Source organism: Pseudarthrobacter sp. YAF2 (assembly GCF_052113345.1).
Lineage (GTDB): Bacteria > Actinomycetota > Actinomycetes > Actinomycetales > Micrococcaceae > Arthrobacter.
In genome coordinates this window covers 156,482-179,918 of the sequence record NZ_JBFRDA010000010.1, presented here as the reverse complement: position 1 = coordinate 179,918, position 23,437 = coordinate 156,482, and the positions used below count along the sequence as shown (strand labels likewise).

Here is a 23,437-nt window from a genome sequence, read left to right as displayed (position 1 = left end):
TCTGTGTGGTGTAAGTTGTTGGCCTATTAGTACCGGTCAGCTTCACGAGTCGTTAGTCCTCGCTTCCACATCCGGCCTATCAACCCAGTGGTCTGGCTGGGGGCCTCTCACACATAAATGTGTATGGAAATCTCATCTCGAAGCGAGCTTCCCGCTTAGATGCTTTCAGCGGTTATCCCATCCGAACGTAGCTAATCAGCGGTGCACTTGGCAGTACAACTGACACACCAGAGGTTCGTCCGTCCCGGTCCTCTCGTACTAAGGACAGCCCTTCTCAAATTTCCTGCGCGCGCAGCGGATAGGGACCGAACTGTCTCACGACGTTCTAAACCCAGCTCGCGTACCGCTTTAATGGGCGAACAGCCCAACCCTTGGGACCTACTCCAGCCCCAGGATGCGACGAGCCGACATCGAGGTGCCAAACCATGCCGTCGATATGGACTCTTGGGCAAGATCAGCCTGTTATCCCCGAGGTACCTTTTATCCGTTGAGCGACGGCCATTCCACAATGTACCGCCGGATCACTAGTCCCGACTTTCGTCCCTGCTCGAGATGTCTCTCTCACAGTCAAGCTCCCTTGTGCACTTACACTCGACACCTGATTGCCAACCAGGCTGAGGGAACCTTTGGGCGCCTCCGTTACTTTTTAGGAGGCAACCGCCCCAGTTAAACTACCCATCAGGCACTGTCCCTGACCCGGATTACGGGCCGAAGTTAGATGTCCAAAGTGACCAGAGTGGTATTTCAACGATGACTCCACCCGAACTGGCGTCCGGGCTTCAACGTCTCCCACCTATCCTACACAAGCCACTCCGAACACCAATACCAAACTATAGTAAAGGTCTCGGGGTCTTTCCGTCCTGCTGCGCGTAACGAGCATCTTTACTCGTACTGCAATTTCGCCGAGTTTATGGTTGAGACAGCGGGGAAGTCGTTACTCCATTCGTGCAGGTCGGAACTTACCCGACAAGGAATTTCGCTACCTTAGGATGGTTATAGTTACCACCGCCGTTTACTGGGGCTTAAATTCTCAGCTTCGCCCTTACGGACTAACCGGTCCTCTTAACCTTCCAGCACCGGGCAGGAGTCAGTCCGTATACATCGTCTTGCGACTTCGCACGGACCTGTGTTTTTAGTAAACAGTCGCTTCCCCCTGGTCTCTGCGGCCCCGATCCCCTCCCGGTCGCTAGTACCGTTCAAGGTTGGGGCCCCCCTTCTCCCGAAGTTACGGGGGCATTTTGCCGAGTTCCTTAACCATAATTCTCTCGATCGCCTTAGTATTCTCTACCTGATCACCTGTGTCGGTTTGGGGTACGGGCGGCTAAAACCTCGCGTCGATGCTTTTCTCGGCAGCATAGGATCACCAAATCCCCCCAAACGGGGGTCCCATCAGATCTCAGGCACCATGAGTGGCGGATTTGCCTACCACTCGCCCTACATCCTTAGACCGGGACAACCATCGCCCGGCTCGGCTACCTTCCTGCGTCACACCTGTTAATACGCTTGCCTCCCAGGATCAGGTCCCGCGCTCCACCAAAACCCTTCACCCACAAGGGGTGTCAGGCAGGTCTCGGGCGGTTAGTATCCCCTGTTCAACATGGACGGTTTTTCGCCGGTACGGGAATATCAACCCGTTGTCCATCGACTACGCCTGTCGGCCTCGCCTTAGGTCCCGACTTACCCAGGGCAGATTAGCTTGACCCTGGAACCCTTGATCATTCGGCGGACGGGTTTCTCACCCGTCTTTCGCTACTCATGCCTGCATTCTCACTCGTGTAGGCTCCACCACTGGTTTACACCGCGACTTCACTGCCCACACGACGCTCCCCTACCCATCCAAACACCTGAACCACGAAGGCTTAGTACATGTCTGAATGCCACAACTTCGGCGGTGTACTTGAGCCCCGCTACATTGTCGGCGCGGAATCACTTGACCAGTGAGCTATTACGCACTCTTTTAAGGGTGGCTGCTTCTAAGCCAACCTCCTGGTTGTCTGGGCAACTCCACATCCTTTCCCACTTAGCACACGCTTAGGGGCCTTAGTTGGTGGTCTGGGCTGTTTCCCTCTCGACTATGAAGCTTATCCCCCACAGTCTCACTGCTGCGCTCTCACTTACCGGCATTCGGAGTTTGGCTGACGTCAGTAACCTTGTAGGGCCCATTAGCCATCCAGTAGCTCTACCTCCAGCAAGAAACACGCAACGCTGCACCTAAATGCATTTCGGGGAGAACCAGCTATCACGAAGTTTGATTGGCCTTTCACCCCTACCCACAGCTCATCCCCTCCATTTTCAACTGAAGTGGGTTCGGTCCTCCACGACGTCTTACCGTCGCTTCAACCTGGCCATGGGTAGATCACTTCGCTTCGGGTCTAGATCACGCCACTGCAACGCCCTATTCAGACTCGCTTTCGCTACGGCTGCCCCACACGGGTTAACCTCGCGACGTAACACTAACTCGCAGGCTCATTCTTCAAAAGGCACGCCGTCACAACTACAAGGCTGCTCCGACGGATTGTAAGCACACGGTTTCAGGTACTGTTTCACTCCCCTCCCGGGGTACTTTTCACCTTTCCCTCACGGTACTGGTCCGCTATCGGTCATTAGGGAGTATTTAGGCTTATCAGGTGGTCCTGACAGATTCGCACGGGATTTCTCGGGCCCCGTACTACTTGGGATACTCTCACAGGCGGCACAAACACATTACGGTTACGGGACTAACACCCTCTCTGGCCGGCCTTTCAAAACCGTTCACCTATGCGCGCACRTCACACCCCACTGTCCCGGCAGAGACAGTACGGAAAGTCCCACAACCCCGACCATGCAACGCCCGCCGGCTATCACACATGGAACGGTTTAGCCTGATCCGCGTTCGCTCGCCACTACTAACGGAATCACTATTGTTTTCTCTTCCTGCGGGTACTGAGATGTTTCACTTCCCCGCGTTCCCCCCACGCACCCTATGTGTTCAGGTACGGGTCACCAAGTCACTCGCGCGCTCAGCGGGGTTTCCCCATTCGGACACCCTGGGATCACAGTCCGGTTATCGACTCCCCCAGGCTTATCGCAGATTCCTACGTCCTTCTTCGGCTCCTAATGCCAAGGCATCCACCGTGTGCTCTTAAAAACTTGACCACAAAGATCAAAAAAAATTTCTCGAGAGAACCACRAAACCGTCCACACCCAAAAAGTGCGGCCAGATCCAGGTTCATATTCTTGGAAATTGCTTCTTATACAAGATGCTCGCGTCCACTATGTAGTTCTCAAACAACAACCCCAAACCACACACCCCACACACAAAACCGTGCGYGATCRGTGCAGCCAGGAAACCAGAAACAAAGTCCCACCAACAACCCCCAACAGGGGCCGCCAATGGTCCTGTTGCCTCAGGACCCAACAGTGTGCCAAACACTAAACCGCGCCATCCCCCACCCACCGTTCCAGAACCATCACTGGCCCGTACTAGGAAAGAAGAAAACACCACRGCCGCTATTCATTGATATTCCACCCTTGAGCACCCGCCACGAAACACTCGTCCGTGAAACGGGCCTTTACTCCTGACAACCCCACCACCAGGACATACATCCCGGAATGAACRTTGTAGGTGCTCCTTAGAAAGGAGGTGATCCAGCCGCACCTTCCGGTACGGCTACCTTGTTACGACTTAGTCCCAATCGCCAGTCCCACCTTCGACAGCTCCCTCCCACAAGGGGTTAGGCCACCGGCTTCGGGTGTTACCAACTTTCGTGACTTGACGGGCGGTGTGTACAAGGCCCGGGAACGTATTCACCGCAGCGTTGCTGATCTGCGATTACTAGCGACTCCGACTTCATGGGGTCGAGTTGCAGACCCCAATCCGAACTGAGACCGGCTTTTTGGGATTAGCTCCACCTCACAGTATCGCAACCCTTTGTACCGGCCATTGTAGCATGCGTGAAGCCCAAGACATAAGGGGCATGATGATTTGACGTCGTCCCCACCTTCCTCCGAGTTGACCCCGGCAGTCTCCTATGAGTCCCCACCATCACGTGCTGGCAACATAGAACGAGGGTTGCGCTCGTTGCGGGACTTAACCCAACATCTCACGACACGAGCTGACGACAACCATGCACCACCTGTAAACCAGCCCCAAAGGGGAAACCACATTTCTGCRGCGGTCCGGTTCATGTCAAGCCTTGGTAAGGTTCTTCGCGTTGCATCGAATTAATCCGCATGCTCCGCCGCTTGTGCGGGCCCCCGTCAATTCCTTTGAGTTTTAGCCTTGCGGCCGTACTCCCCAGGCGGGGCACTTAATGCGTTAGCTACGGCGCGGAAAACGTGGAATGTCCCCCACACCTAGTGCCCAACGTTTACGGCATGGACTACCAGGGTATCTAATCCTGTTCGCTCCCCATGCTTTCGCTCCTCAGCGTCAGTTAATGCCCAGAGACCTGCCTTCGCCATCGGTGTTCCTCCTGATATCTGCGCATTTCACCGCTACACCAGGAATTCCAGTCTCCCCTACATCACTCTAGTCTGCCCGTACCCACCGCAGATCCGGAGTTGAGCCCCGGACTTTCACGGCAGACGCGACAAACCGCCTACGAGCTCTTTACGCCCAATAATTCCGGATAACGCTTGCGCCCTACGTATTACCGCGGCTGCTGGCACGTAGTTAGCCGGCGCTTCTTCTGCAGGTACCGTCACTCTCGCTTCTTCCCTACTGAAAGAGGTTTACAACCCGAAGGCCGTCATCCCTCACGCGGCGTCGCTGCATCAGGCTTGCGCCCATTGTGCAATATTCCCCACTGCTGCCTCCCGTAGGAGTCTGGGCCGTGTCTCAGTCCCAGTGTGGCCGGTCACCCTCTCAGGCCGGCTACCCGTCGTCGCCTTGGTAGGCCATTACCCCACCAACAAGCTGATAGGCCGCGAGTCCATCCAAAACCACAAAAGCTTTCCACCAACCACCATGCGATGGAAGGTCATATCCGGTATTAGACCCTCGTTCGACTTGCATGTGTTAAGCACGCCGCCAGCGTTCATCCTGAGCCAGGATCAAACTCTCCGTTGAAGTAAAACAGACACAACCACGACCACCGGAAATAACGGCGACCACGACTGCACAAAATTTGAAACCAGCTGTAAAAACCATGCCACCACGGGGTGGCGACACAGCCAAAACAACCAATCAATAAAACAATTGGTATCAACAAACTTGGCACACTATTGAGTTCTCAAACAACAGACACATTCGAATATTTCCGGAAACAATTCAACAGATGAATTTCTATTCCGTATTTCTTCGCTGCGATGTTTCCATCTTATTTCATTCATATTCACTTTCGCAAATCCGGTTATTTTCCCGGAATCCACTCGGTGGAATGAATCCGCCCAGCGGAATAAGAAGCAATTTCTCCAGTTCCACGCTGTGCGCGGCAAGAATTGCTTCTTATCAGTTGGGGGTTTGTCACCACTCAGCGGCGGCGACTCAGAAAACAATACACGCCCCCCGGCGGCCGCGCAAATCGGTTGCCGGGGGGCGTGCATCAATGACCCGAAGATGCTAGGGAACCAACACCTCTACGGTGGCCAGGTTCTTCTTGCCCCTGCGCAGGAGCAGGTATTGGCCATGCAGGAGTTGAGACTCCGGAATCACGGCCTCCGGATCCGACACTTTTTCGTTGTTGACGTAGGCGCCGCCCTCCCCCACGGTCCGGCGCGCTGCGGACTTGCTTTCGGAAAGTCCGGATGCCACCAGGAGATCGACAATTCCCATCGCATCCACCTGCACGGTGGTGCTGGGAAGTTCGGAGGTTGCCGCCCGCAGGGTTGCCTCGTCCAGGGCAGCCAAATCGCCGTTTCCGAAGAGCGCCGCCGAAGCGGCAATGACTTTCTCGGTGGCGTCGACGCCATGGACCAGGGAGGTCACTTCAAAAGCGAGTTTGCGCTGGCCTTCCCGGGCGAAGGGCCGTTCTGCCACGGACGCGGCAATGTCTTCGATCTCGGCCCGGGTCAGGAATGTGAAGACCTTGAGCCGGTCCACAACGTCGGAATCGGTCGTGTTGAGCCAGAATTGGTAGAAGACGTACGGGCTGCACATGCCGGCATCCAGCCAAATGGCATTGCCCTCGCTCTTGCCAAACTTGGTTCCGTCGGAGTTGGTGATGAGCGGGGTGCCGAGGGCGTGCACGCTCTTGCCCTCCACCTTGCGGATCAGCTCCGTACCGCTGGTGAGGTTGCCCCACTGGTCCGATCCCCCGGTCTGCAGCACGCAGCCGTAATCGCGGTAGAGCTGGAGGTAGTCCATGCCCTGCAGGATCTGGTAGCTGAACTCGGTGTAACTGATGCCCTCATCCGAGTTCAGCCGGGACGCCACGGCGTCCTTCCGCAACATGGTGCCCACCCGGAAGTGCTTGCCCACTTCGCGCAGGAAGTCGATGGCGCTCAGCGGCGCTGTCCAGTCCAGGTTGTTCACGATCCTGGCGGCGTTGTCCCCGTCGAAGCTGAGGAAGCGCATGACCTGGGCCTGGAGGTAGCCAACCCACTCCGCCACCGTGTCCTTGGTGTTCAAGGTGCGCTCCGCCGTCGGACGCGGATCGCCAATCATGCCGGTGGAGCCGCCCACCAGCCCGAGCGGCTTGTGCCCGGCCAGCTGGAGCCGCCGCATGACCAGCAACTGGACCAGGTTGCCCAGGTGCAGGCTCGGCGCGGTGGGGTCGAAGCCGCAATAGTACGTGACCGGCCCGTTGGCGAGGAGATTCTCCAGCTCTGCTTCGTCGGTGGAGACATGGACCAGCCCACGCCACTTCAGTTCCTGCCAAATGTTGGCGAAAGTGGGGTCGTTGCGCTGCGGTTCGAGGTTGTTCAGTTCTGGCACGCTTCCTAAGTTAGCAGTAACGCCGGGGAGCCCGGTCAGCCGGCAATCCCGGCCGGTACGGGTTCGGCGGCAATCAACCGGAGCCGCTGCGTGGCGCGGGTCATGGCGACATAGAGGTCTCCCACTTTGCCGTGCTCGTGGTTGAGCATCACGGACGGTTCAAGGACCACGACGCCGTCGAACTCCAGGCCCTTCGCCTCGCGCGGGCTGATCACCACGATGTCCTGTTCGTAGCTGCCGGCACCGGTGCCGATCCGCCGGCCATATGCCGAACGCAGGGCGGACGTTGCCCGGGGCAGGAGGTCACCGTCGGCGATGACGGCGAGCAGGCCGCCGTCGAGCGCTCCCAACTCCTCAGGGAGGACCTCGAGGAGCCTGTCCACCACGCCGTCGGCAGAAACCTCGTCGATGATGGGTGACCAGCGTCCCTCGCGCACGGCCTTGGGGGCGGATACCACCAGACCGGCGGCGTTGGCCATCCTGACGGCGGCCTCAGCTATCTGGGAGGGCGTGCGGTAGTTGACGGTCAGCTCCTCCAGCTGCCACCGGTCACCGAACATGGGCGCCAGCGCGCTGTGCCACGAGTTGGCGCCGGCCACGGAACTGGTCTGGGCGATGTCCCCCACGATCGTGAAGGACTTCAGCGGGCAGCGCCGGACCAGCAACCGCCACTGCATAGGCGACAATTCCTGCGCCTCGTCCACCACGATGTGCCCGAACGCCCAGGTACGGTCGCTCGTGGCACGCTCGGCGGCGGTCTGCCGGGCTTCCTGCTCCCGGTTCTGCTCGGCAAGGTCCTCGGCGGACATCAGCGGATCGACGCCGGCGGCCTCCATGTTTACCAGGGTCTGTTTGGCGTTGGCCAGGTCCCGGGCCCGGTCGTGCTCCTGCTGGACCAGCCCCCGCCCGGCGGCCGGGTCCAGCTCGCCCAGCAGCTCGGCGGCTTCGTCCAGCAGCGGCACGTCCGACTCGGTCCACGGGGCGTCGGCGGGGCGCAGCAGCAGCGCCCGCTCGTCCGGTGTCATGTTGGGGGTGCAGAATTCCAGGATTTCCGGTTTGCTGAAGAGGTCCGAGATCAGCTTCTCCGGCGTCATGGGCATCCAGCACAGGTTCAGCGCGATCCGCACGTCCCGGGCAGTGCGCACGTCCTCGGTAAGGTACGAGCGGTCCGCGTTGTTCCCGATGTTCCCGGCCTCGACGAGTTCGGTCATCTGCTCCGTGAGCTCGCGCAGCAGGATCTTGACGAACGTCACCCGTGCCTCGTTGTACGGCTTCCCGGTGGCGCGCGCCCGTTCCCGGGCACGGCGGACCTGCCTGGGCGTCAACGTCAGCTTGCGCCCGTCCACCTCCAGGATCCGGTTCCGGGCAGGGACACGCATCCGGTTGGAAACGGCGTTGGCTACGATGGCAGCCATGTCCAGGCGCCCCTTAATGGCGGCCACGTCCGGGTTCGTTTCCGGCACGGCGTGGATGCCCGGCATCAGGCGGCCAACGCTGGCCATGACAACGCCGGTCTCACCGAGTGAGGGCAGCACCCGTTCAATGTATTTCATGAACGACGACGACGGCCCCACCAGCAGCACGCCCGCGCTCTTGAGGCGGTCACGGTGGGTGTAAAGCAGGTAGGCGGCGCGGTGCAGCGCCACAGCGGTCTTGCCGGTGCCAGGGCCGCCCTGGACCACGACGGCGCCGGAGATGGAGGACCGGATGATCCGGTCCTGTTCCGACTGGATGGTGCTGACGATGTCCGACATGCGCCCGGTCCGCTTGGAGTTCAGCGCTGCGAGCAGGGCCCCTTCGCCCTGCAGCGATTCGCTGTCCGTCAGCATCCCCGCATCCAGGACGTCATCCTCGATGGCCTTGACTTCGCGGCCCTGGAGGATCAGGTGCCGGCGGCGGCGCACGCCCTGCCGGTCAAAAGCCGTGGCCTGGTAGAAGTGGCCGGCTTCAGGGGCCCGCCAGTCCACCATCAGGCGCTGCAGATCCTCTGTACTGAGGCCGATCCGGCCAATGTACTGGGCTTCGCCGGAGTCCAGGTCCAGGCGGCCGAACACCAGCCGGTCATCCACGGCGTCCAACTGGGCCAGGCGGTCCTCGTAAAGGGCCGCGAACGCATCACGTTCGGAAACGTTTTGCATGGTGCCCACGGCTCCGGCACGGCGGACCTGCGCCAGTTGGCGGCGCTTTTCCTCGCGGAGCTCCTCCAGCCGGGCATACAGGCCCGCAACATAGTCCCGTTCGTGGGCCAATTCGGCATCGAGCATCAACGTTCCCCTATCGCGAAAGACAGACCGTCCATTCTACAACCATTTCGATTAACGGAGGCGAAACGTGGTGGCCCCGGGCGGCCCACCGGCTGCCGGCTTCCGGGCCCGGGGTTTCGCGGCCTTGTATTTGGAGACCGTGGGGTCGCCGGTGAGCCAGAACCGCCACGCGTAGCGGTCCGATCCCCCGGCGCCGGCCACGCCCACCCTCGGACCGGAACTAACGGGACCGCCCGGACCGGAGGGAAGCTGCAGCCCGAAAGGCGGAGCCAGCGCGTCCCGGCCGCTGTCCGCCGTCGTCATTCCCAGGGCCTTGGCCAGGCGGGCCGGCCCGCTGGCGAGGTCGGTGGGGGTTTTCGACGTCGGGCGCCGGCGTTGCGCCACGTCCAGCCCGTCGACGATTTCCCCGGCCCGCAGCAACAGGGCGGATGCAACGCCCTCGGGCCCGCACACAATGTTGGTGCAGTGATGCATGCCGTAGGTGAAGTAGACGTAGAGGTGCCCGGCAGGACCGAACATGGGCGCGTTGCGGGGCGTTGGGCCCCGGTACGTGTGCGAGCCGGGGTCTGGATGCAGGGAGTCCTCCGGCCCCAGGTATGCCTCCACCTCGGTCAGCCGGACGGACACGGCGCCGTCCCGGGATTGGTGGGTCAGCACGGCGCCGAGCAGCTGCGGGGCGAGTTCACGGGCATCCCCGGAGAGGAACTGCCGAAGCGGCCCGGCGGTTGAAGGGCTCTCATCCATTGCTCGACTGTACCCAGAAATCCGGTGTTCCCACGGGAGGAAACGACAATCCGGCATCAGCCACGGCCGTGTCCGATTCCCGCTAGTAGCTGTAGCGTGCGGCTGGCAGGATGGAGGAATGGACTTCTGGCAGCGCTACCGGGCAATCGATGCCCGCGATCCCCGGTTCGATGGCCAGTTCTTCACGGCCGTCCGCACCACCGGGATCTATTGCCGGCCCTCATGCCCGGCCCGGACGCCGAAGGCATCGAACGTGACGTTTTACGAGACGTCCGCCGCCGCGCATGAGGCAGGGTACCGGGCCTGCAAACGCTGCCTGCCGGAGGCGGTGCCCGGGACACCCGCCTGGAATGTACGCCAGGATGTCGCGGGCAGGGCCATGCGCCTGATCAACGACGGCGTCATCAACCGGGACGGCGTGGCGGGTCTTGCTGCCCGGCTGGGCTACTCCGCCCGCCAGCTCAACCGCATCCTCGGCCAGGAACTCGGTGCAGGTCCTTTGTCGCTGGCCCGCGCCGCACGGGCCCAGACGGCACGCGCCCTGCTGGTGTCCACCTCCATGAAATTTGCCGACGTCGCCTTCGCCGCCGGGTTCAGCAGCATCCGGCAATTCAACGACACCATCGCCGAAGTGTTCGACATGACCCCCACGGCGCTGCGCCGAACCGCCCGGCATCCGGCAGCGGCCGGGGGCGCTACCGCCCTGACGCTGAGCCTGCCCTACCGCGCGCCCTTCGATACCGGCATATTCTCCTTCCTGGCCGTGCGTGCCATCCCTGGAATCGAGGAGGGCACGCCCACCTCCTACGCCCGGACCCTTCGCCTCCCCCATGGCGACGCCCGCTTCCGGGTGGAGTACGACGACGGCGCGCGGGGGCGGCCCCTGACCCTCACCGTCGGTGCGGTGGACCTGCGCGACCTCCCGGCGCTTCTCAGCCGCGTCCGGCGGCTGTTCGACCTCGACGCGGATCCGGAAGCGATCGACGGCACCCTCGCCGCCGACCCCCGGCTGGCGGGCTCCGTTGCCGCCGCACCCGGGATGAGGCTGCCCGGGGCGCTGGACCCGCAGGAACTCCTGGTACGGGCCATGGTGGGACAGCAGATTACGGTGGCGGCCGCCCGCACGGCGTTGACCCAACTGTCAGTCGCCGGCACACCCAGCAGCGCGCCCGGGGAGGGACTGGAGCGACTGTTTCCCACCCCCGCGGAAATCGCCGCAGCGGGTCATTTGCTGCGTGGGCCGCGACGGAGGATCGAATCGCTGCTGCACGCTGCGGACGCGATGGCCCGCGGGCAGCTCGAGTTCGGATACGGTGACGACCTGCCCAGCCTGACAGCGGCCCTGCTTCCGCTGCCAGGGGTGGGACCATGGACGGTGGGGTACGTGGCCATGCGCGTTCTGGGTGCCCCTGACATCTTCCTCGCCAACGACGCCGCCGTGCGGAACGGCATCCGCATCCTCGACTCCGGGGAGCACACCCTCACACCGGATTTCCGGGAGGCCAGCCCCTGGCGTTCCTACGCCACCATGCACCTGTGGCGCGCCGCGGCATGGCCTGCCATTCCACCCACCACTCCCGCGAAAGGGATGCCATGAAAGCCCAACTGCTGCAGCTGTCCACCCCGGACGGTCCGTTCACCATCCTTGCCAGTGACGGCACGGTCCTGGCCTCGGGCTGGACCGCGGGCCTGCCGGACTTGATCGGTCAGGTCCACCCCGGGCTGCGCCCCGAGGCCGTGGAGGAGGTGGCCGGCCTTGCGGGAATCTCGGCCGCCGTCGAGGCCTTTTATGATGGCGACCCGGCACCGGCAATGGCTGTTCCGGTCCTGCAGCGCTCCGGCCCGTTCCGTGCCCACGCCTGGGATGTGCTGCGGGAGGTCAAACCCGGCTTTCCCGTCACCTACAGCGAGTACGCGGCCCTGGCAGGGAACCCCAAGGCAGTGCGGGCAGCGGCCAGCGCCTGCGCCTTCAATGCGGCCGCGCTGTTCGTCCCATGCCACCGCGTCATTCGTACCGATGGCTCACTGGGCGGCTTCCGCTGGGGCCTGCGCATCAAGGAGAGCCTGCTGGCCCGCGAGGCCGCCTAGCCGCACCGTTGCCCTATCACTTTTGGTCCCTAAAACCATGGTCTGGGAACCAAAAGTGATAGCGCATCAATTCTTAAGGTCCGGCATCGCCGAAGGCCAGGGCAGCAGATCCGGAAGGTCCGTGCCGTCCCCGGCGGCGGTGGCGCGCAGGCTGTCCAGCGATGGCTGCCGTCCCGCGAGCCACGCGGCAATATCGGTCACCATACCGCTGACGACGACGGTGCTGCCGCCGGCGCCGAGGCTCAGCGGCGGGAGGGCCACCGGCTGCAGGACCAGCCTGGTGCCCCCAGGGACACGGGCGGCCAGGAAGTCGAAGAGGTGGAAACAGAAGTCCTTGTTCCAGACTTCCGGTCCCGTGCCGGCGTCCAGGTCGGCGGTGTGGATCACGAGTTCGCGCCAGAGCGCCAGGCCTGCGTCGAAAATGACTCCGTCGCGGAAGGCGATGGGCGTCTGCCACTCAGCCCCGGTGAGCGCATCGAAGGCGGCCAGCGCCCGTTGCAGGGCGGTGGTGACGTCGCTCCGGTGCTGGCCGAGGCTGTGCCCGGCCGCAAGATCGATGGCACGGTTGCGTCCCTCCACGCCGCCGTCGTAGAGCTGCACCGTCTCGCCCCGGCGGCCGTACTCCACCTGCCGGGCGAGGGCGTCGCAGATGCCGGCGATGTGGGCCAGCAGGTGGCCGCGGCTCCAGCCGGGAAGGGTTGATGGCGCCTTTTCACCGTCGTCCGGAATGGGGTCCAGGGCGGCCGCCAGCGCGTCGGCTGCCTTGTGCAGTTCAGCGAGGAGGGCGTCTGGGGAAGGTGAGGTCATGCGGCCAGCCTAGCGGAGCACCCCGAGGGCCCGGAGCTTATTCCAGCGGCGTTCCATCCCGCCCAACGCGGTGCCGGACATGCCGGCCGTCGTTGGCGGCCTGCCAGAACTCAATCTCGGCGGGCTGGAGGGCGTAGAGCTGCCAATTCGGGTTGTCGCTGCCGTCCGCGCGGGGCCGTTCGTGCCAGTCGATGCTGGAGGCGTCAGCGGAGAGCTCAGCCACTGTCCCTGCGAGCCGGACCTGCCGGCCCAGGCCGGGCCAGTAAAAGTTCATCGCGGCCCTGGGTGCGGCCGCAAGCTCCCGGCCCTTGCGGGAGGTTCGGGAGGTGGCGAAGTGCCAGCCGTCGTCGTCGATGTTCTTCAGGATCAGCATCCGGGAAGACGGCTGCGGTCCGTCACCGGCCGCGGCGTCCACCGTGGCCAGGCTGAACGCGTGTGGCTGCTGCTCCCCCGCATCCAGCGCCTCGTCCAGCCATTGTTTGAACAGCAGTGCCGGATCCTGCGGCGCGTTGTCCGGGTCGAAAGTGGGCAGGTCCGCCGGGAAGTCGGGCAGCGTGCGAAGGAACTTGCGGAACGTTTCGCTCATGGCGCCATGCTATCGGGGGCATGCCGGGCAAACGGCGCTCACCCCCCAACGCCCACCCCCAACGCCCGCTCAGATATGGCAGTGAAATTCCCAACGCCTGCTCAGGTCCTGCAGGTAAAACGCCAACGCCCGCTCACTTTCTTAGGGAAAGTGAGCGGGCGTTGCCCCGAATGGTGCAGGAAGTGAGCGGGCGTTGCCTTAGCCGGCGTACTCGCGCACGCCGGCCAGTTCGCCTTCCAGCGCAACCAGCTGGCGTTCGACGGCGGCCGGTGCCGTGCCGCCTTGGGAGTTGCGGCTGTTGAGCGAGCCCTCGGTGGAGAGGACCGTGCGGACCTCGGGCGTGAGGTGCTCCGAGATGGCGGCGTATTCCTCGTCTGTCAGGTCCCAGAGTTCGACGCCGCGGCTTTCCGCCTGCTTGACCGCGGCACCGGAGAGCTCATGCGCTTCACGGAACGGCACACCCTGGCGGACCAGCCATTCGGCAATGTCCGTGGCCAGCGCGAAGCCCTGCGGAGCCAGCGATTCCATCCGCTCCGTGTTGAACTTCAAGGTGGCGATCATGCCGGACACCGCTGGAAGCAGCAGCTCCAGGGTGTCGGCGGCGTCGAACACCGGTTCCTTGTCCTCCTGGAGGTCACGGTTGTATGCCAGCGGCAGGCCTTTGAGCGTGGCCAGCAGCCCGGTGAGGTTGCCGATCAGCCGCCCCGCCTTGCCCCGGGCGAGCTCGGCCACGTCCGGGTTCTTCTTCTGCGGCATGATGGAGGACCCCGTGGAGTAGGAGTCATGCAGCGTGACGAAGGAGAATTCCTTGGTGGCCCAGAAGATGACTTCCTCGGAGATCCGGGACAGGTCCACGCCGATCATCGAGCAGACCCAGGCGAACTCGGCGAAGACATCGCGGGACGCGGTGCCGTCGATCGAGTTGTGGGTCGCGGAGAAGAAGCCCAGGTCCGCAGCCACGGCCTCCGGGTCCAGGCCCAACGAGGAACCGGCCAGCGCGCCTGACCCATAGGGTGAAACGCCTGCGCGCTTGTCCCAGTCCTGGAGCCGCTGCACGTCGCGCAGCAGGGCCCAGGCATGGGCCAGCAGGTGGTGGCTGAGCAGGACCGGCTGGGCGTGCTGCAGGTGGGTGCGGCCGGGCATGGCAACACCGTGGTGCGCCTTGGCCTGCTCCACCAGGGCGTCAACAGTGGCCAGGACGCCACGGGCGATGATGCGGGCATGGTCGCGCAGGAACATCCGGCCCAGGGTGGCAACCTGGTCGTTGCGGGAGCGGCCCGCGCGGAGCTTGCCGCCAAGCTGGGCACCGGCCCGTTCGATCAGGCCGCGCTCCAGCGAACCGTGCACGTCCTCGTCCGACTCGGCCGGGAGGTACGCGCCGGAGGCGACGTCCTCATCCAGCTGCGTGAGGGCAGCGAGCATGCCTTCCAGCTCCGCGTCATCCAACAGCCCGGCCTTGTGCAGCACGCGGGCGTGCGCCTTGGACCCGGCGATGTCATAGCGGGCCAGCCGCCAGTCAAAGTGCGTGGACTTGCTCAGCGCCGCGAGGGCGTCCGCGGGGCCGCCAGCGAACCGGCCACCCCACAGCGCACCTGTGTTTGTAGCTTCGGTTTTTTGGGTTTCGACAGGCTCAACCACCGAAACTTACTTCCCTGCGACGCGGATGTCGCGGCCGGAGGCAACCTTGGCGGACATGCCCCACAGCTCGATGAAGCCCTTGGCCTGGGACTGGTCGAAGGTGTCACCGGTGTCGTAGGTGGCCAGCGAGAAGTCATACAGCGAGGTGTCGGAGCGGCGGCCGTTGACGATGGCCTGGCCGCCGTGCAGGGTCATGCGGATGTCGCCGGAGACGTACTTCTGGGTGTCCTCGATGAAGGCGTCCAGGGAGCGCTTCAGCGGAGAGAACCACTGTCCGTCGTAGACCAGCTCGGCCCAGCGCTGGCCAACGGTGGCCTTGAAGCGGGCCTGCTCGCGCTCCACGGTGATGTCTTCGAGGTGCTTGTGCGCGGTGATCAGCGCCATGGCGCCGGGGGCCTCGTAGATTTCGCGGGACTTGATGCCCACCAGGCGGTCCTCCACGACGTCGATGCGGCCCACGCCCTGGGCGCCGGCGCGGCGGTTGAGTTCCTTGATGGCCTGCAGCGGGGTGACCTTGACGCCGTCGATCGCAACCGGAACGCCGGCTTCGAAGGAGATGGTGACCTCATCCGGTGCCGGCGGGAACTCGGGGGTGGCGGTGTAGTCGTAGATGTCCTTGGTGGGGGCGTTCCAGATGTCCTCGAGGTAGCCGGTCTCCACGGCGCGGCCCCAGACGTTCTGGTCGATCGAGTACGGGTTCTTCTTGGTGGTCTCGATGGGCAGTCCCTTTTCCTCGGCGAAGGCGATGGCCTTGTCGCGGGTGAGGGCGAGGTCGCGGACAGGTGCGATGCACTTCAGGTCCGGACCCAGGGTCTGGATGCCCACTTCGAAGCGGACCTGGTCGTTGCCCTTGCCGGTGCAGCCGTGGGCCACGGTGGTGGCGCCGAATTCGCGGGCAGCCTTCACCAGGTGCTTGACGATGACCGGGCGGGAGATGGCGGACACCAGGGGGTAGTGGCCCTGGTAGAGGGCGTTGGCCTTCAGCGTGGGCACGCAGTATTCGTTGGCGAATTCGTCGGAGGCGTCGGCGACGTACGCCTCGACTGCACCGCAGCCCAGGGCACGCTGGCGGATGGTTTCCAGCGATTCGCCGCCCTGTCCGACGTCGACCGCCACGGCGATGACCTCGGCACCGGTGGCTTCACCGATCCAGCCGATGGCGACGGACGTGTCCAGGCCGCCGGAGTAGGCCAGCACAATGCGTTCAGTCACTTTAGATGCTCCTTGTTGGGGTTGGTTGATGATTTGTCTTCAAGCTTATTGCCCGGCTTCCTCGGCCAGTTGCAGGAAACGTGCTGCGAGGTCCGGGCCGCCCAGCGGGTCACGGGAGACCAGCAGGACAGTATCGTCACCGGCAATGGTGCCCAGGATGGACGGCATCACCGAATGGTCGATCGCCAGGGCCAGGAAGTTCGCGGCGCCGGGCGGGGTCCGCAGGACTGCGATGTTGGCGGATGCTTCTGCCGTGACCAACAGTTCGCTGCACAGCCGCGCCAGCCGCGCGTCCAGGATTTCCTGGGTTACGCCGCTCTTCGCGGCCCGTTCACCGCCCTCGCCGGGCACCGCGTAGACCAGCACGCCTTCCTTGCCGCGGACGCGGACGGCGCCCAGTTCCACCAGGTCCCTGGACAGGGTTGCCTGGGTGACCTGCACGCCGTCGTCCGCCAGCAATGCCGCAAGCTCGGCCTGCGAACGAACGGACTGCCCCGTGAGGATGGCTGTGATGCGCGCCTGCCGGGCGGTCTTGGTGGCTGGGCTGCTGCCCGGGGCGGACGGCTGGGCGGACACTAGAACGTGCTCTCCCCGGTGCCTTCAACGGGAGAGAGGCCGTCCACGAACGCGAGGCCGGACCGGTGCATCAGCCAGGCCATGAGCGCCTTCTGGGCGTGCAGGCGGTTTTCCGCCTCGTCCCAGACGATTGACTGGGGTCCGTCAATGACGTCCGCGGAGATTTCGTAGCCGCGGTAGGCGGGCAGGCAGTGAAGCACGACGGCGTCTGCCGCGGCGAGTGCCATGGCGCCGGAGTCCACGGAGTACTCCCGGAACAACTGCATCCGGGCTTCCTTCTCGGCTTCCTGGCCCATGGAAACCCAGGTGTCGGTGGCGACGACGTCCGCCCCCTGCAGGGCTTCCTTCGCATCGGAAGTGATGAGCACGGAGCCGCCGGTTTCTGCCGCCCGTTCCTTCGCGGCCGCCACGATCTCCGCGGCCGGCAGGTAGCCTTCCGGACCGGCAATGCGGACGTGCATCCCCGCCGTCACGCCGGCCAGGAGGTAAGAGTTGGCCATGTTGTTCGCGGCGTCGCCGAGGTAGCTCATGGTGAGCCCCTTCAGTTCGCCCTTGTGTTCCTTCACGGCGAGCAGGTCGGCCAGGAGCTGGCAGGGGTGGTAGTCATCGCACAGGGCGTTGATGACCGGGACCTTGGAGTTCTCCGCCATGGCCACCAGGCCGGCATGCGCTCCAGTGCGCCACACGATGGTGGAGACCATGCGTTCCAGGACCTTGGCGGTGTCCTCCACGGATTCCTTGTGCCCGATCTGCGCCTCGCCCGGATTGATGATGAGGGCGTTGCCGCCCATGTCCGCGATGCCGGTGGCGAAGGAAACCCGGGTCCGGGTGGAGGTCTTGTCGAAGATGACGGCCACTGTCTTGCGGCCGCTGCGCTCAGCGGCGAACGGCTGCACGCTGTAGGGGGCGGCCTTCATGCGCGCGGCGAGATCCAGGACCTCTGCCTGCTCGGCGGGGCTGAGGTCGGTGTCCTTGAGGAAGTGCCGGGTTGCGGTGGTCACTGGGCGTCCTTAGCTGTCTGGAGGATTGCCGGGAAAGCGGCGAGGAAGGTGTCCGCCTGGGCCGTGGTGAGGATCAGCGGGGGTGCCAGGCGGATGGTGCGCGGGCCGGGGCTGTTGACGATGAAGCCTGCGTCGAGGCCGGCCTGCACGACGGCGGGGGCGACGTCGGCGTCAAGGTCGAAGCCGATCAGCAAACCTTCGCCGCGGACTTCCGTGACGCCGGGGATTGCCGCCAGCGCGGACCGCAGGTGCTCCCCCACAGCGGTGGCATTAGCCAGGACGTTCTGGCTTTCCAGCGCGTGGAGGGTGGCCAGGGCGGCCGCGGTGGCCACCGGGTTGCCGCCGAACGTGGTGCCGTGCTGGCCGGCGGACAACAACGACGACGTCTGCTCACCGAAGGTGATCAGGGCACCGATGGGGAAGCCGCCGCCGAGTCCCTTGGCCAAGGTGACGGCGTCGGGGACGATCCCGGCATCCTCGCTGGCGAGCCACTTGCCGGTGCGTCCGATGCCGGTCTGGACCTCGTCCAGGATCAGCAGCGCTCCGGCCTTGCTGGTGGCCTCGCGAGCGGCCTTCAGGTAACCCGGCGGCAGCGGGCGGACGCCGGCCTCGCCCTGGATGGGCTCCAGGAAGACGGCGGCCACGGTTTCATCCACGGCGGCCTCCAGGGCGGCAATGTCGCCGAACGGAATATGCACCACGCCGCCGGGCAGCGGCTCGAACGGTGCCCGGTAGGCCTCCTTGGCAGTGAGCGCCAGGGCTCCCATGGTCCGGCCGTGGAAGGCGCCCTCGAGCGCGATGATCTTGGTCCGCTTAATCGCGGCGTCACCCGTGTTGCGGCGCGCCAGCTTGAAGGCGGCCTCGTTCGCTTCCGTGCCGGAGTTGCTGAAGAACACCTTGGACCCGGCAGGAGCGTGGGTCAGCTCCAGGAGTCTCTCGGCCAGGGCCACCTGGGTGGGGCTGGTGAAGAAGTTGGAGACGTGGCCAAGGGTTGCCAGCTGGCTGGCGATGACCGACGTCACGAAGGGGTGGGCGTGGCCCAGCGCGTTCACGGCGATGCCGCCCAGCAGGTCCAGGTATTCCTTGCCGTCGGCGTCCCACACGAGGCAGCCGGCGCCTCGGACCAGGACGCGCTGGGGTGTGCCGAACACGTTCATCAGCGAGGTGGAGTAGCGGGAGAGCCACTCGGAGCCGGCGTGGCCGGTGGTTTCCACCAGCTCAGTGACTGATGCCTTTTCAACCGTGTTCATGCGTTGGTCTCCTCGTCCGGGACTACCTGGGTGCCGATGCCCGCCGTCGTAAATGTTTCAAGAAGCATGGAGTGGGCGAGGCGCCCGTCCACGATGTGTGCCTGTTCAACGCCCTCGTCAACGGCCTTGAGGCAGGCGGCCATCTTGGGGATCATCCCCGATTCGAGCCTGGGCAGCATTTCCCGCAGCTCCGACACTGTGAGGGAGGAAATCAGCGAAGACTTGTCCGGCCAGTTGGCGTAGAGGCCTTCAACGTCGGTCAGGATGACCAGCTTGGAGGCTCCCAGCGCCGAGGCAACGGCGGCCGCTGCGGTGTCCGCATTGACGTTCAGGACCTGCCCTGTGGGCTGGAACCGCGCGGTCCCTGCCACGCTGTCTCCGCCGTCGACAATTTCCGGGGCGACGGTGGAAATCACCGGGATGCGGCCCGCCGCGAGGATGTCAACGATTCCGGCGGGGTCGACGCCGACCACTTCGCCCACCAGCCCGAGGTCGACGTCTTCGCCGTCCACCACGGTGCCGGTGCGGACGGCGCGCAGCAGCCCGCCGTCTTCGCCGGACATGCCGACGGCGTAGGGTCCGTGGGAGTTGATAAGGCCCACCAGTTCACGTCCCACCTGGCCGGTGAGGACCATGCGGACCACGTCCATGGCTTCGGGGGTGGTGACGCGCAGGCCGCCCTTGAACTCGGATTCGATGCCCAGCCGCCCCAGCATGGAGTTGATCTGCGGGCCGCCGCCGTGGACCACTACTGGGTGGATGCCCACATGGTGGAGGAAGACGATGTCTTCGGCGAAGGCGCGGCGGAGATCGTCGTTGACCATGGCGTTGCCGCCGTACTTGATCACCATCGTGGTGCCGGCGAACCGCTGGATCCAGGGCAGGGCCTCGATCAGGGTGGCGGCCTTGTCCTGAGCAGCGGACATGCTGGTGGTTTCGCGCGTCTGGGTGTTCATGCTCTCACTTTCCGCAGCGGTTCCTGCCGGGAGCGCGGGCTCCTAGCTGGAGTAGGCGCTGTTCTCATGGACGTAGTCGTGGGTGAGGTCGTTGGTCCAGATGGTGGCTTCGGCGTCGCCTGCCTGCAGGTCGATCTCCACCAGGACCTCGCGCGGTTCCAGGTCAACCAGGGACCGGTCGTCACCGATGCTGCCGTTGCGGCAGATCTGGATGCCGTTCATGGCCACGTTGAGCTTGTCCGGCTCGAACGCAGCGTCCGTGGTGCCCACGGCGGAAAGCACGCGGCCCCAGTTCGGATCCTTGCCAAAGATGGCGGCCTTGAACAGGTTGGAGCGGGCCACGGAGCGGCTGACCGTTTCGGCGTCGGCTTCGCTGGCGGCGTTGAAGGTGCGGATGGCGATGTCGTGGCTGGCGCCCTCGGCATCACCAATGAGCTTGCGGGCAAGCTCGGCGCACACCTGGGTGAGGCCGGCACCAAAGGCCTGGGCGGAGGGCACGGCGCCGGAAGCGCCGGAGGACAGGAGTACCACGGTGTCGTTGGTGGACATGCAGCCGTCCGAGTCCGCCCGGTCGAAGGTGACGCGCGTGGCGTCGCGGAGGACGACGTCGAGCATTTCGGCCTCCACTACGGCATCCGTGGTGAGGACCACCAGCATGGTGGCCAGTCCGGGAGCGAGCATGCCGGCACCTTTGGCGATACCGCCGATGCTGAATTCCTGGCCGTCGGCGTCGGTGCCGATGAACAGCGCCGACTTGGGTACGCTGTCGGTGGTCATGATCGCGGTGCCTGCCGCCGGACCGCCGTCGGCGCTCAAGGCTGCCGCCGCCGCCTCGACGCCCGGCAGGATCTTGTCCATCGGCAGCTGCTCACCGATCAGTCCGGTGGAGCAGACAAAGACGTCGGTGGCCGAGATCCCCAGGACCTCTGCCACTTTCTCCGCGGTGCTGTGGGTGTTCTGGAAGCCGGTGGGGCCGGTGCAGGCGTTGGCTCCGCCGGAGTTCAGGATGACTGCGTCCACGCGGCCGTCGGAGACAACCTGGCGGGACCAGTGGACGGGGGCGGCTGCCACCCGGTTGCTGGTGAACACGGCGGCGGCAGCCTTGGCCGGACCGTCATTGACCACGAGTGCGAGGTCCGGGTTGCCGGAGGCCTTGAGGCCGGCGGTGACGCCGGCGGCCCGGAATCCCTGGGGTGCGGTGATGGTCACGGGGCTACTCCCTGCAGGTTGAGGCCGTCGGTTTCCGGCAGGCCGAGTGCGATGTTCATGGATTGGACGGCGCCGCCGGCAGTGCCCTTGGTGAGGTTGTCGATCACGCAAGTCACGATCACGCGTCCGGTGTGGGCGTCGAAGGCGAGCTGCATGGCCGCGTGGTTGGAGCCCTGGACGGACTTGGTGGCAGGCCACTGGCCCTCGGGCAGCAGGTGGACGAACGGCTCGTCGTCGTACGCGTCCGTCCAGGCCTGCCGCAACTGGGCCGACGTAGTGCCGGCCTTGACCTTGGCGGTGGCGGTGGTGAGGATGCCGCGGCTCATCGGAGCGAGCGTGGGGGTGAAGGACACCGTGACCCGCTCCCCCGCCGCGTTGGACAGTCCCTGCTCGATTTCCGGCGTGTGCCGGTGTCCGCCGCCTACGCCGTAGGGGCTCATGGACCCCATGACTTCCGAGCCGATCAGGTTGACCTTGGCAGCCTTGCCCGCGCCCGAGGTGCCGGAGGCGGAAACGATGACGACGTCGTCGGGTTCCAGCAGGTGGGCGGCGAACCCGGGAGTGAGCGCCAGCAGGGCGGAGGTGGGATAGCAGCCGGGGACGGCGATACGCTTGGCGCCCTTCAGGGCCTCGCGCTGGCCCGGCAACTCCGGAAGTCCGTAGGGCCAGGTCCCGGCGTGGGCCGAGCCGTAGAACTTTTCCCACGCCGCCGGGTCTTCGAGGCGGTGATCGGCGCCGGCGTCGATGACCACCGTGCCTTCCGGCAACTGGGCCGCGATTTCAGCCGAGGCCCCGTGCGGGAGCGCGAGGAAGACGACATCGTGGCCGGAGAGGTTCTCCACGGTGGTGTCTTCCAGGATCCGGCTCGCCAGTCCATGCAGGTGCGGCTGCAGTTCGCCCAGCCGCGAACCGGCGTTGCTGTGTGCTGTGATCGCGCCGATGGTCACACCGGGGTGTCCGGCGAGGAGGCGGAGGACCTCTCCCCCGGCGTAGCCGCTGGCTCCCGAAACCGCAACAGAAATAGTCATGCTTCGACTATACAGCAATAGTTATGCATTGATACTGATATTTATGCATGCTTCATCGGGGTTGGTTGTTCCGCGTACTTGTCCTGCCGGCACGGGGTGTCCCTAGGATGGACTTCGGCAGCCGGGGCCGGAGGTACCGGGACCCGGGAAAGGAGCGCCATGACGCACGCAATCGTCGCACGGCAGGCAGGCGGACCGGAAGTCCTCGAATACGCCGGGGTTGAGCCTCCCACACCCGGCCCGGGGCAGCTGCTGTTCAAAGTGGGCGCAGCCGGCGTTAATTTCATCGATACCTACAAGCGCAGCGGCGTCTACAAGGTGCAGTATCCCTTCACTCCGGGATCTGAGGCGGCGGGCACGGTGGAGGCGGTGGGTGAAGGGGTCACCGGATTCGCGGTCGGCGACCGGATTGCCACGGCCGAAGGCATCAACTGCTACGCGGATTACGCGCTGGTGGATGAAGACGCCGCCCTGCCGGTACCGCGGGGCCTGGATGTCTTTACCGCCGCGGCGCTTCCCCTGCAGGGCATCACGGCCCATTACCTGATGAACTCCACCTTCAAGGTGGAAGCCGGCCACAAGGTCCTGCTCCACGCCGGCGCCGGGGGTGTTGGACTGCTGCTGACCCAGCTGCTCAAGGCCCGGGGTGCGGAGGTGTTCACCACGGTGTCCACGGATGCGAAGGAAGAATTGGCGCGCAATGCCGGCGCAGACCACGTGCTGCGGTACGACAGGTTCGCGGAACGCGTCCGGGACATCACGAGCGGCACCGGCGTGGACGTGGTGTACGACGGCGTGGGCAAGGACACCTTCGACGGTTCCCTCGCCGCCTTGCGCGTCAGGGGCATGCTGGTGTTGTTCGGTGCCGCATCGGGCCCCGTCCCGCCGGTCGACCCGCAGCGCCTTAACGCCGCAGGCTCCTTGTTCCTGACCCGCCCCACCATGGGCCACTACCTCCGGGACGCCTCGGAGCGGCGCTGGCGCTCGGACGAGGTATTCGCCGCGGCAGCGGATGGCAGCTTGAAGGTCCGGATCGGCGCCCGCTACCCTTTGTCGCAGGCCGCACTCGCGCACCGCGACCTTGAGGGCAGGAAGACCACCGGAAAAGTCGTCCTGGTTCCGTAGCCGCGGGCGAGGTGAACGTCGGGCAAACGCCCGGACGGCCGCAAATGGCGCGTCCGGGCGCGGCGGACACCTTTTGTTCATCTTCTCCCGGGAAAAT

At 64.6% G+C, this 23,437-nt stretch carries 16 protein-coding genes and 2 rRNA genes; 3 read left to right on the top strand and 15 right to left on the bottom strand.

Annotated features, from left to right (window positions below; genetic code table 11):
• Positions 1-5: 5 nt before the first annotated feature.
• The 5 genes from AB4Y79_RS12600 to AB4Y79_RS12580 all read right to left on the bottom strand — a co-directional run bounded on the left by AB4Y79_RS12600 (position 6) and on the right by AB4Y79_RS12580 (position 9,864).
• Positions 6-3,135, bottom strand: a 23S ribosomal RNA gene (locus AB4Y79_RS12600).
• A gap of 480 nt (positions 3,136-3,615) precedes the next feature.
• Positions 3,616-5,050 (bottom strand): 16S ribosomal RNA (locus tag AB4Y79_RS12595).
• The 16S and 23S rRNA genes sit together here, the layout of an rRNA operon.
• Positions 5,051-5,542: 492 nt before the next feature.
• Entirely contained in the window at positions 5,543-6,856 is a 1,314-nt protein-coding gene (gene tyrS / locus AB4Y79_RS12590; protein WP_441862159.1) for a tyrosine--tRNA ligase, read from the bottom strand.
• A gap of 35 nt (positions 6,857-6,891) precedes the next feature.
• Positions 6,892-9,120 (bottom strand): HelD family protein, encoded by a 2,229-nt coding sequence (locus AB4Y79_RS12585; protein WP_441862157.1) that lies wholly within the window; start codon positions 9,118-9,120, stop codon positions 6,892-6,894.
• A gap of 51 nt (positions 9,121-9,171) precedes the next feature.
• A complete protein-coding gene (locus AB4Y79_RS12580; RefSeq protein ID WP_441862155.1) occupies positions 9,172-9,864 on the bottom strand; it encodes a DNA-3-methyladenine glycosylase in 693 nt (230 codons plus the stop codon).
• Between the two features lie 118 nt (positions 9,865-9,982).
• Between AB4Y79_RS12580 and AB4Y79_RS12575 the strand changes: the two genes are divergently transcribed.
• A complete protein-coding gene (locus AB4Y79_RS12575) occupies positions 9,983-11,461 on the top strand; it encodes an AlkA N-terminal domain-containing protein (protein ID WP_441862152.1) in 1,479 nt (492 codons plus the stop codon).
• Positions 11,458-11,952 carry a methylated-DNA--[protein]-cysteine S-methyltransferase gene (locus AB4Y79_RS12570; RefSeq protein ID WP_441862150.1) on the top strand — a complete coding sequence of 165 codons (495 nt, stop codon included), beginning with the start codon at positions 11,458-11,460 and terminating at the stop codon, positions 11,950-11,952. The genes AB4Y79_RS12575 and AB4Y79_RS12570 overlap by 4 nt, the downstream gene beginning before the upstream one ends.
• A gap of 66 nt (positions 11,953-12,018) precedes the next feature.
• On the opposite strand, the gene AB4Y79_RS12565 is transcribed toward AB4Y79_RS12570, so the two are convergent.
• From AB4Y79_RS12565 to argC, 10 genes are all read right to left on the bottom strand, one after another.
• Positions 12,019-12,759 carry a maleylpyruvate isomerase family mycothiol-dependent enzyme gene (locus tag AB4Y79_RS12565; RefSeq protein ID WP_441862148.1) on the bottom strand — a complete coding sequence of 247 codons (741 nt, stop codon included), beginning with the start codon at positions 12,757-12,759 and terminating at the stop codon, positions 12,019-12,021.
• Between the two features lie 37 nt (positions 12,760-12,796).
• Positions 12,797-13,345, bottom strand: coding sequence for a pyridoxine/pyridoxamine 5'-phosphate oxidase (locus tag AB4Y79_RS12560; protein WP_441862146.1), 549 nt, complete (start codon positions 13,343-13,345; stop codon positions 12,797-12,799).
• A 198-nt stretch (positions 13,346-13,543) separates the two neighbouring features.
• Complete coding sequence (gene argH / locus AB4Y79_RS12555) at positions 13,544-14,983, bottom strand: argininosuccinate lyase (protein WP_441862144.1); 1,440 nt, start codon at positions 14,981-14,983, stop codon at positions 13,544-13,546.
• A 6-nt stretch (positions 14,984-14,989) separates the two neighbouring features.
• On the bottom strand, positions 14,990-16,195 hold the full coding sequence (locus AB4Y79_RS12550) for an argininosuccinate synthase (protein WP_056338239.1): 1,206 nt from the start codon (positions 16,193-16,195) through the stop codon (positions 14,990-14,992).
• 45 nt (positions 16,196-16,240) lie between these two features.
• A complete protein-coding gene (locus tag AB4Y79_RS12545; protein ID WP_441862142.1) occupies positions 16,241-16,771 on the bottom strand; it encodes an arginine repressor in 531 nt (176 codons plus the stop codon).
• The gene (gene argF / locus AB4Y79_RS12540) at positions 16,771-17,772 is read right to left on the bottom strand and encodes an ornithine carbamoyltransferase (RefSeq protein ID WP_441862139.1); all 1,002 of its coding nucleotides are present in this window, start codon (positions 17,770-17,772) and stop codon (positions 16,771-16,773) included. The genes AB4Y79_RS12545 and argF overlap by 1 nt, the downstream gene beginning before the upstream one ends.
• On the bottom strand, positions 17,769-19,022 hold the full coding sequence (locus tag AB4Y79_RS12535; protein ID WP_441862137.1) for an acetylornithine transaminase: 1,254 nt from the start codon (positions 19,020-19,022) through the stop codon (positions 17,769-17,771). The genes argF and AB4Y79_RS12535 overlap by 4 nt, the downstream gene beginning before the upstream one ends.
• Entirely contained in the window at positions 19,019-19,978 is a 960-nt protein-coding gene (argB, locus tag AB4Y79_RS12530; RefSeq protein WP_441862135.1) for an acetylglutamate kinase, read from the bottom strand. Before argB ends, AB4Y79_RS12535 begins: the two co-directional genes overlap by 4 nt.
• Before the next feature lie 42 nt (positions 19,979-20,020).
• On the bottom strand, positions 20,021-21,187 hold the full coding sequence (gene argJ / locus AB4Y79_RS12525) for a bifunctional glutamate N-acetyltransferase/amino-acid acetyltransferase ArgJ (RefSeq protein WP_441862133.1): 1,167 nt from the start codon (positions 21,185-21,187) through the stop codon (positions 20,021-20,023).
• Positions 21,184-22,215 (bottom strand): N-acetyl-gamma-glutamyl-phosphate reductase, encoded by a 1,032-nt coding sequence (gene argC, locus AB4Y79_RS12520; protein ID WP_441862131.1) that lies wholly within the window; start codon positions 22,213-22,215, stop codon positions 21,184-21,186. Before argC ends, argJ begins: the two co-directional genes overlap by 4 nt.
• A 159-nt stretch (positions 22,216-22,374) precedes the next feature.
• Here argC and AB4Y79_RS12515 point away from each other — a divergent pair, with 159 nt between their 5' ends.
• Entirely contained in the window at positions 22,375-23,340 is a 966-nt protein-coding gene (locus tag AB4Y79_RS12515) for a quinone oxidoreductase family protein (protein ID WP_441862129.1), read from the top strand.
• The last annotated feature ends 97 nt before the right edge of the window (positions 23,341-23,437 follow it).

Bases quoted from the DNA above. Each gene is read 5' to 3' on its own strand.
- argB (WP_441862135.1), bottom strand. From the start codon at position 19,978: ATGAACACCCAGACGCGCGAAACCACCAGCATGTCCGCTGCTCAGGAC.
- AB4Y79_RS12535 (WP_441862137.1), bottom strand. From the start codon at position 19,022: ATGAACACGGTTGAAAAGGCATCAGTCACTGAGCTGGTGGAAACCACC.
- argC (WP_441862131.1), bottom strand. From the start codon at position 22,215: ATGACTATTTCTGTTGCGGTTTCGGGAGCCAGCGGCTACGCCGGGGGA.
- AB4Y79_RS12585 (WP_441862157.1), bottom strand. From the start codon at position 9,120: ATGCTCGATGCCGAATTGGCCCACGAACGGGACTATGTTGCGGGCCTG.
- AB4Y79_RS12560 (WP_441862146.1), bottom strand. From the start codon at position 13,345: ATGAGCGAAACGTTCCGCAAGTTCCTTCGCACGCTGCCCGACTTCCCG.
- AB4Y79_RS12580 (WP_441862155.1), bottom strand. From the start codon at position 9,864: ATGGATGAGAGCCCTTCAACCGCCGGGCCGCTTCGGCAGTTCCTCTCC.
- AB4Y79_RS12515 (WP_441862129.1), top strand. From the start codon at position 22,375: ATGACGCACGCAATCGTCGCACGGCAGGCAGGCGGACCGGAAGTCCTC.
- AB4Y79_RS12565 (WP_441862148.1), bottom strand. From the start codon at position 12,759: ATGACCTCACCTTCCCCAGACGCCCTCCTCGCTGAACTGCACAAGGCA.
- AB4Y79_RS12570 (WP_441862150.1), top strand. From the start codon at position 11,458: ATGAAAGCCCAACTGCTGCAGCTGTCCACCCCGGACGGTCCGTTCACC.
- AB4Y79_RS12575 (WP_441862152.1), top strand. From the start codon at position 9,983: ATGGACTTCTGGCAGCGCTACCGGGCAATCGATGCCCGCGATCCCCGG.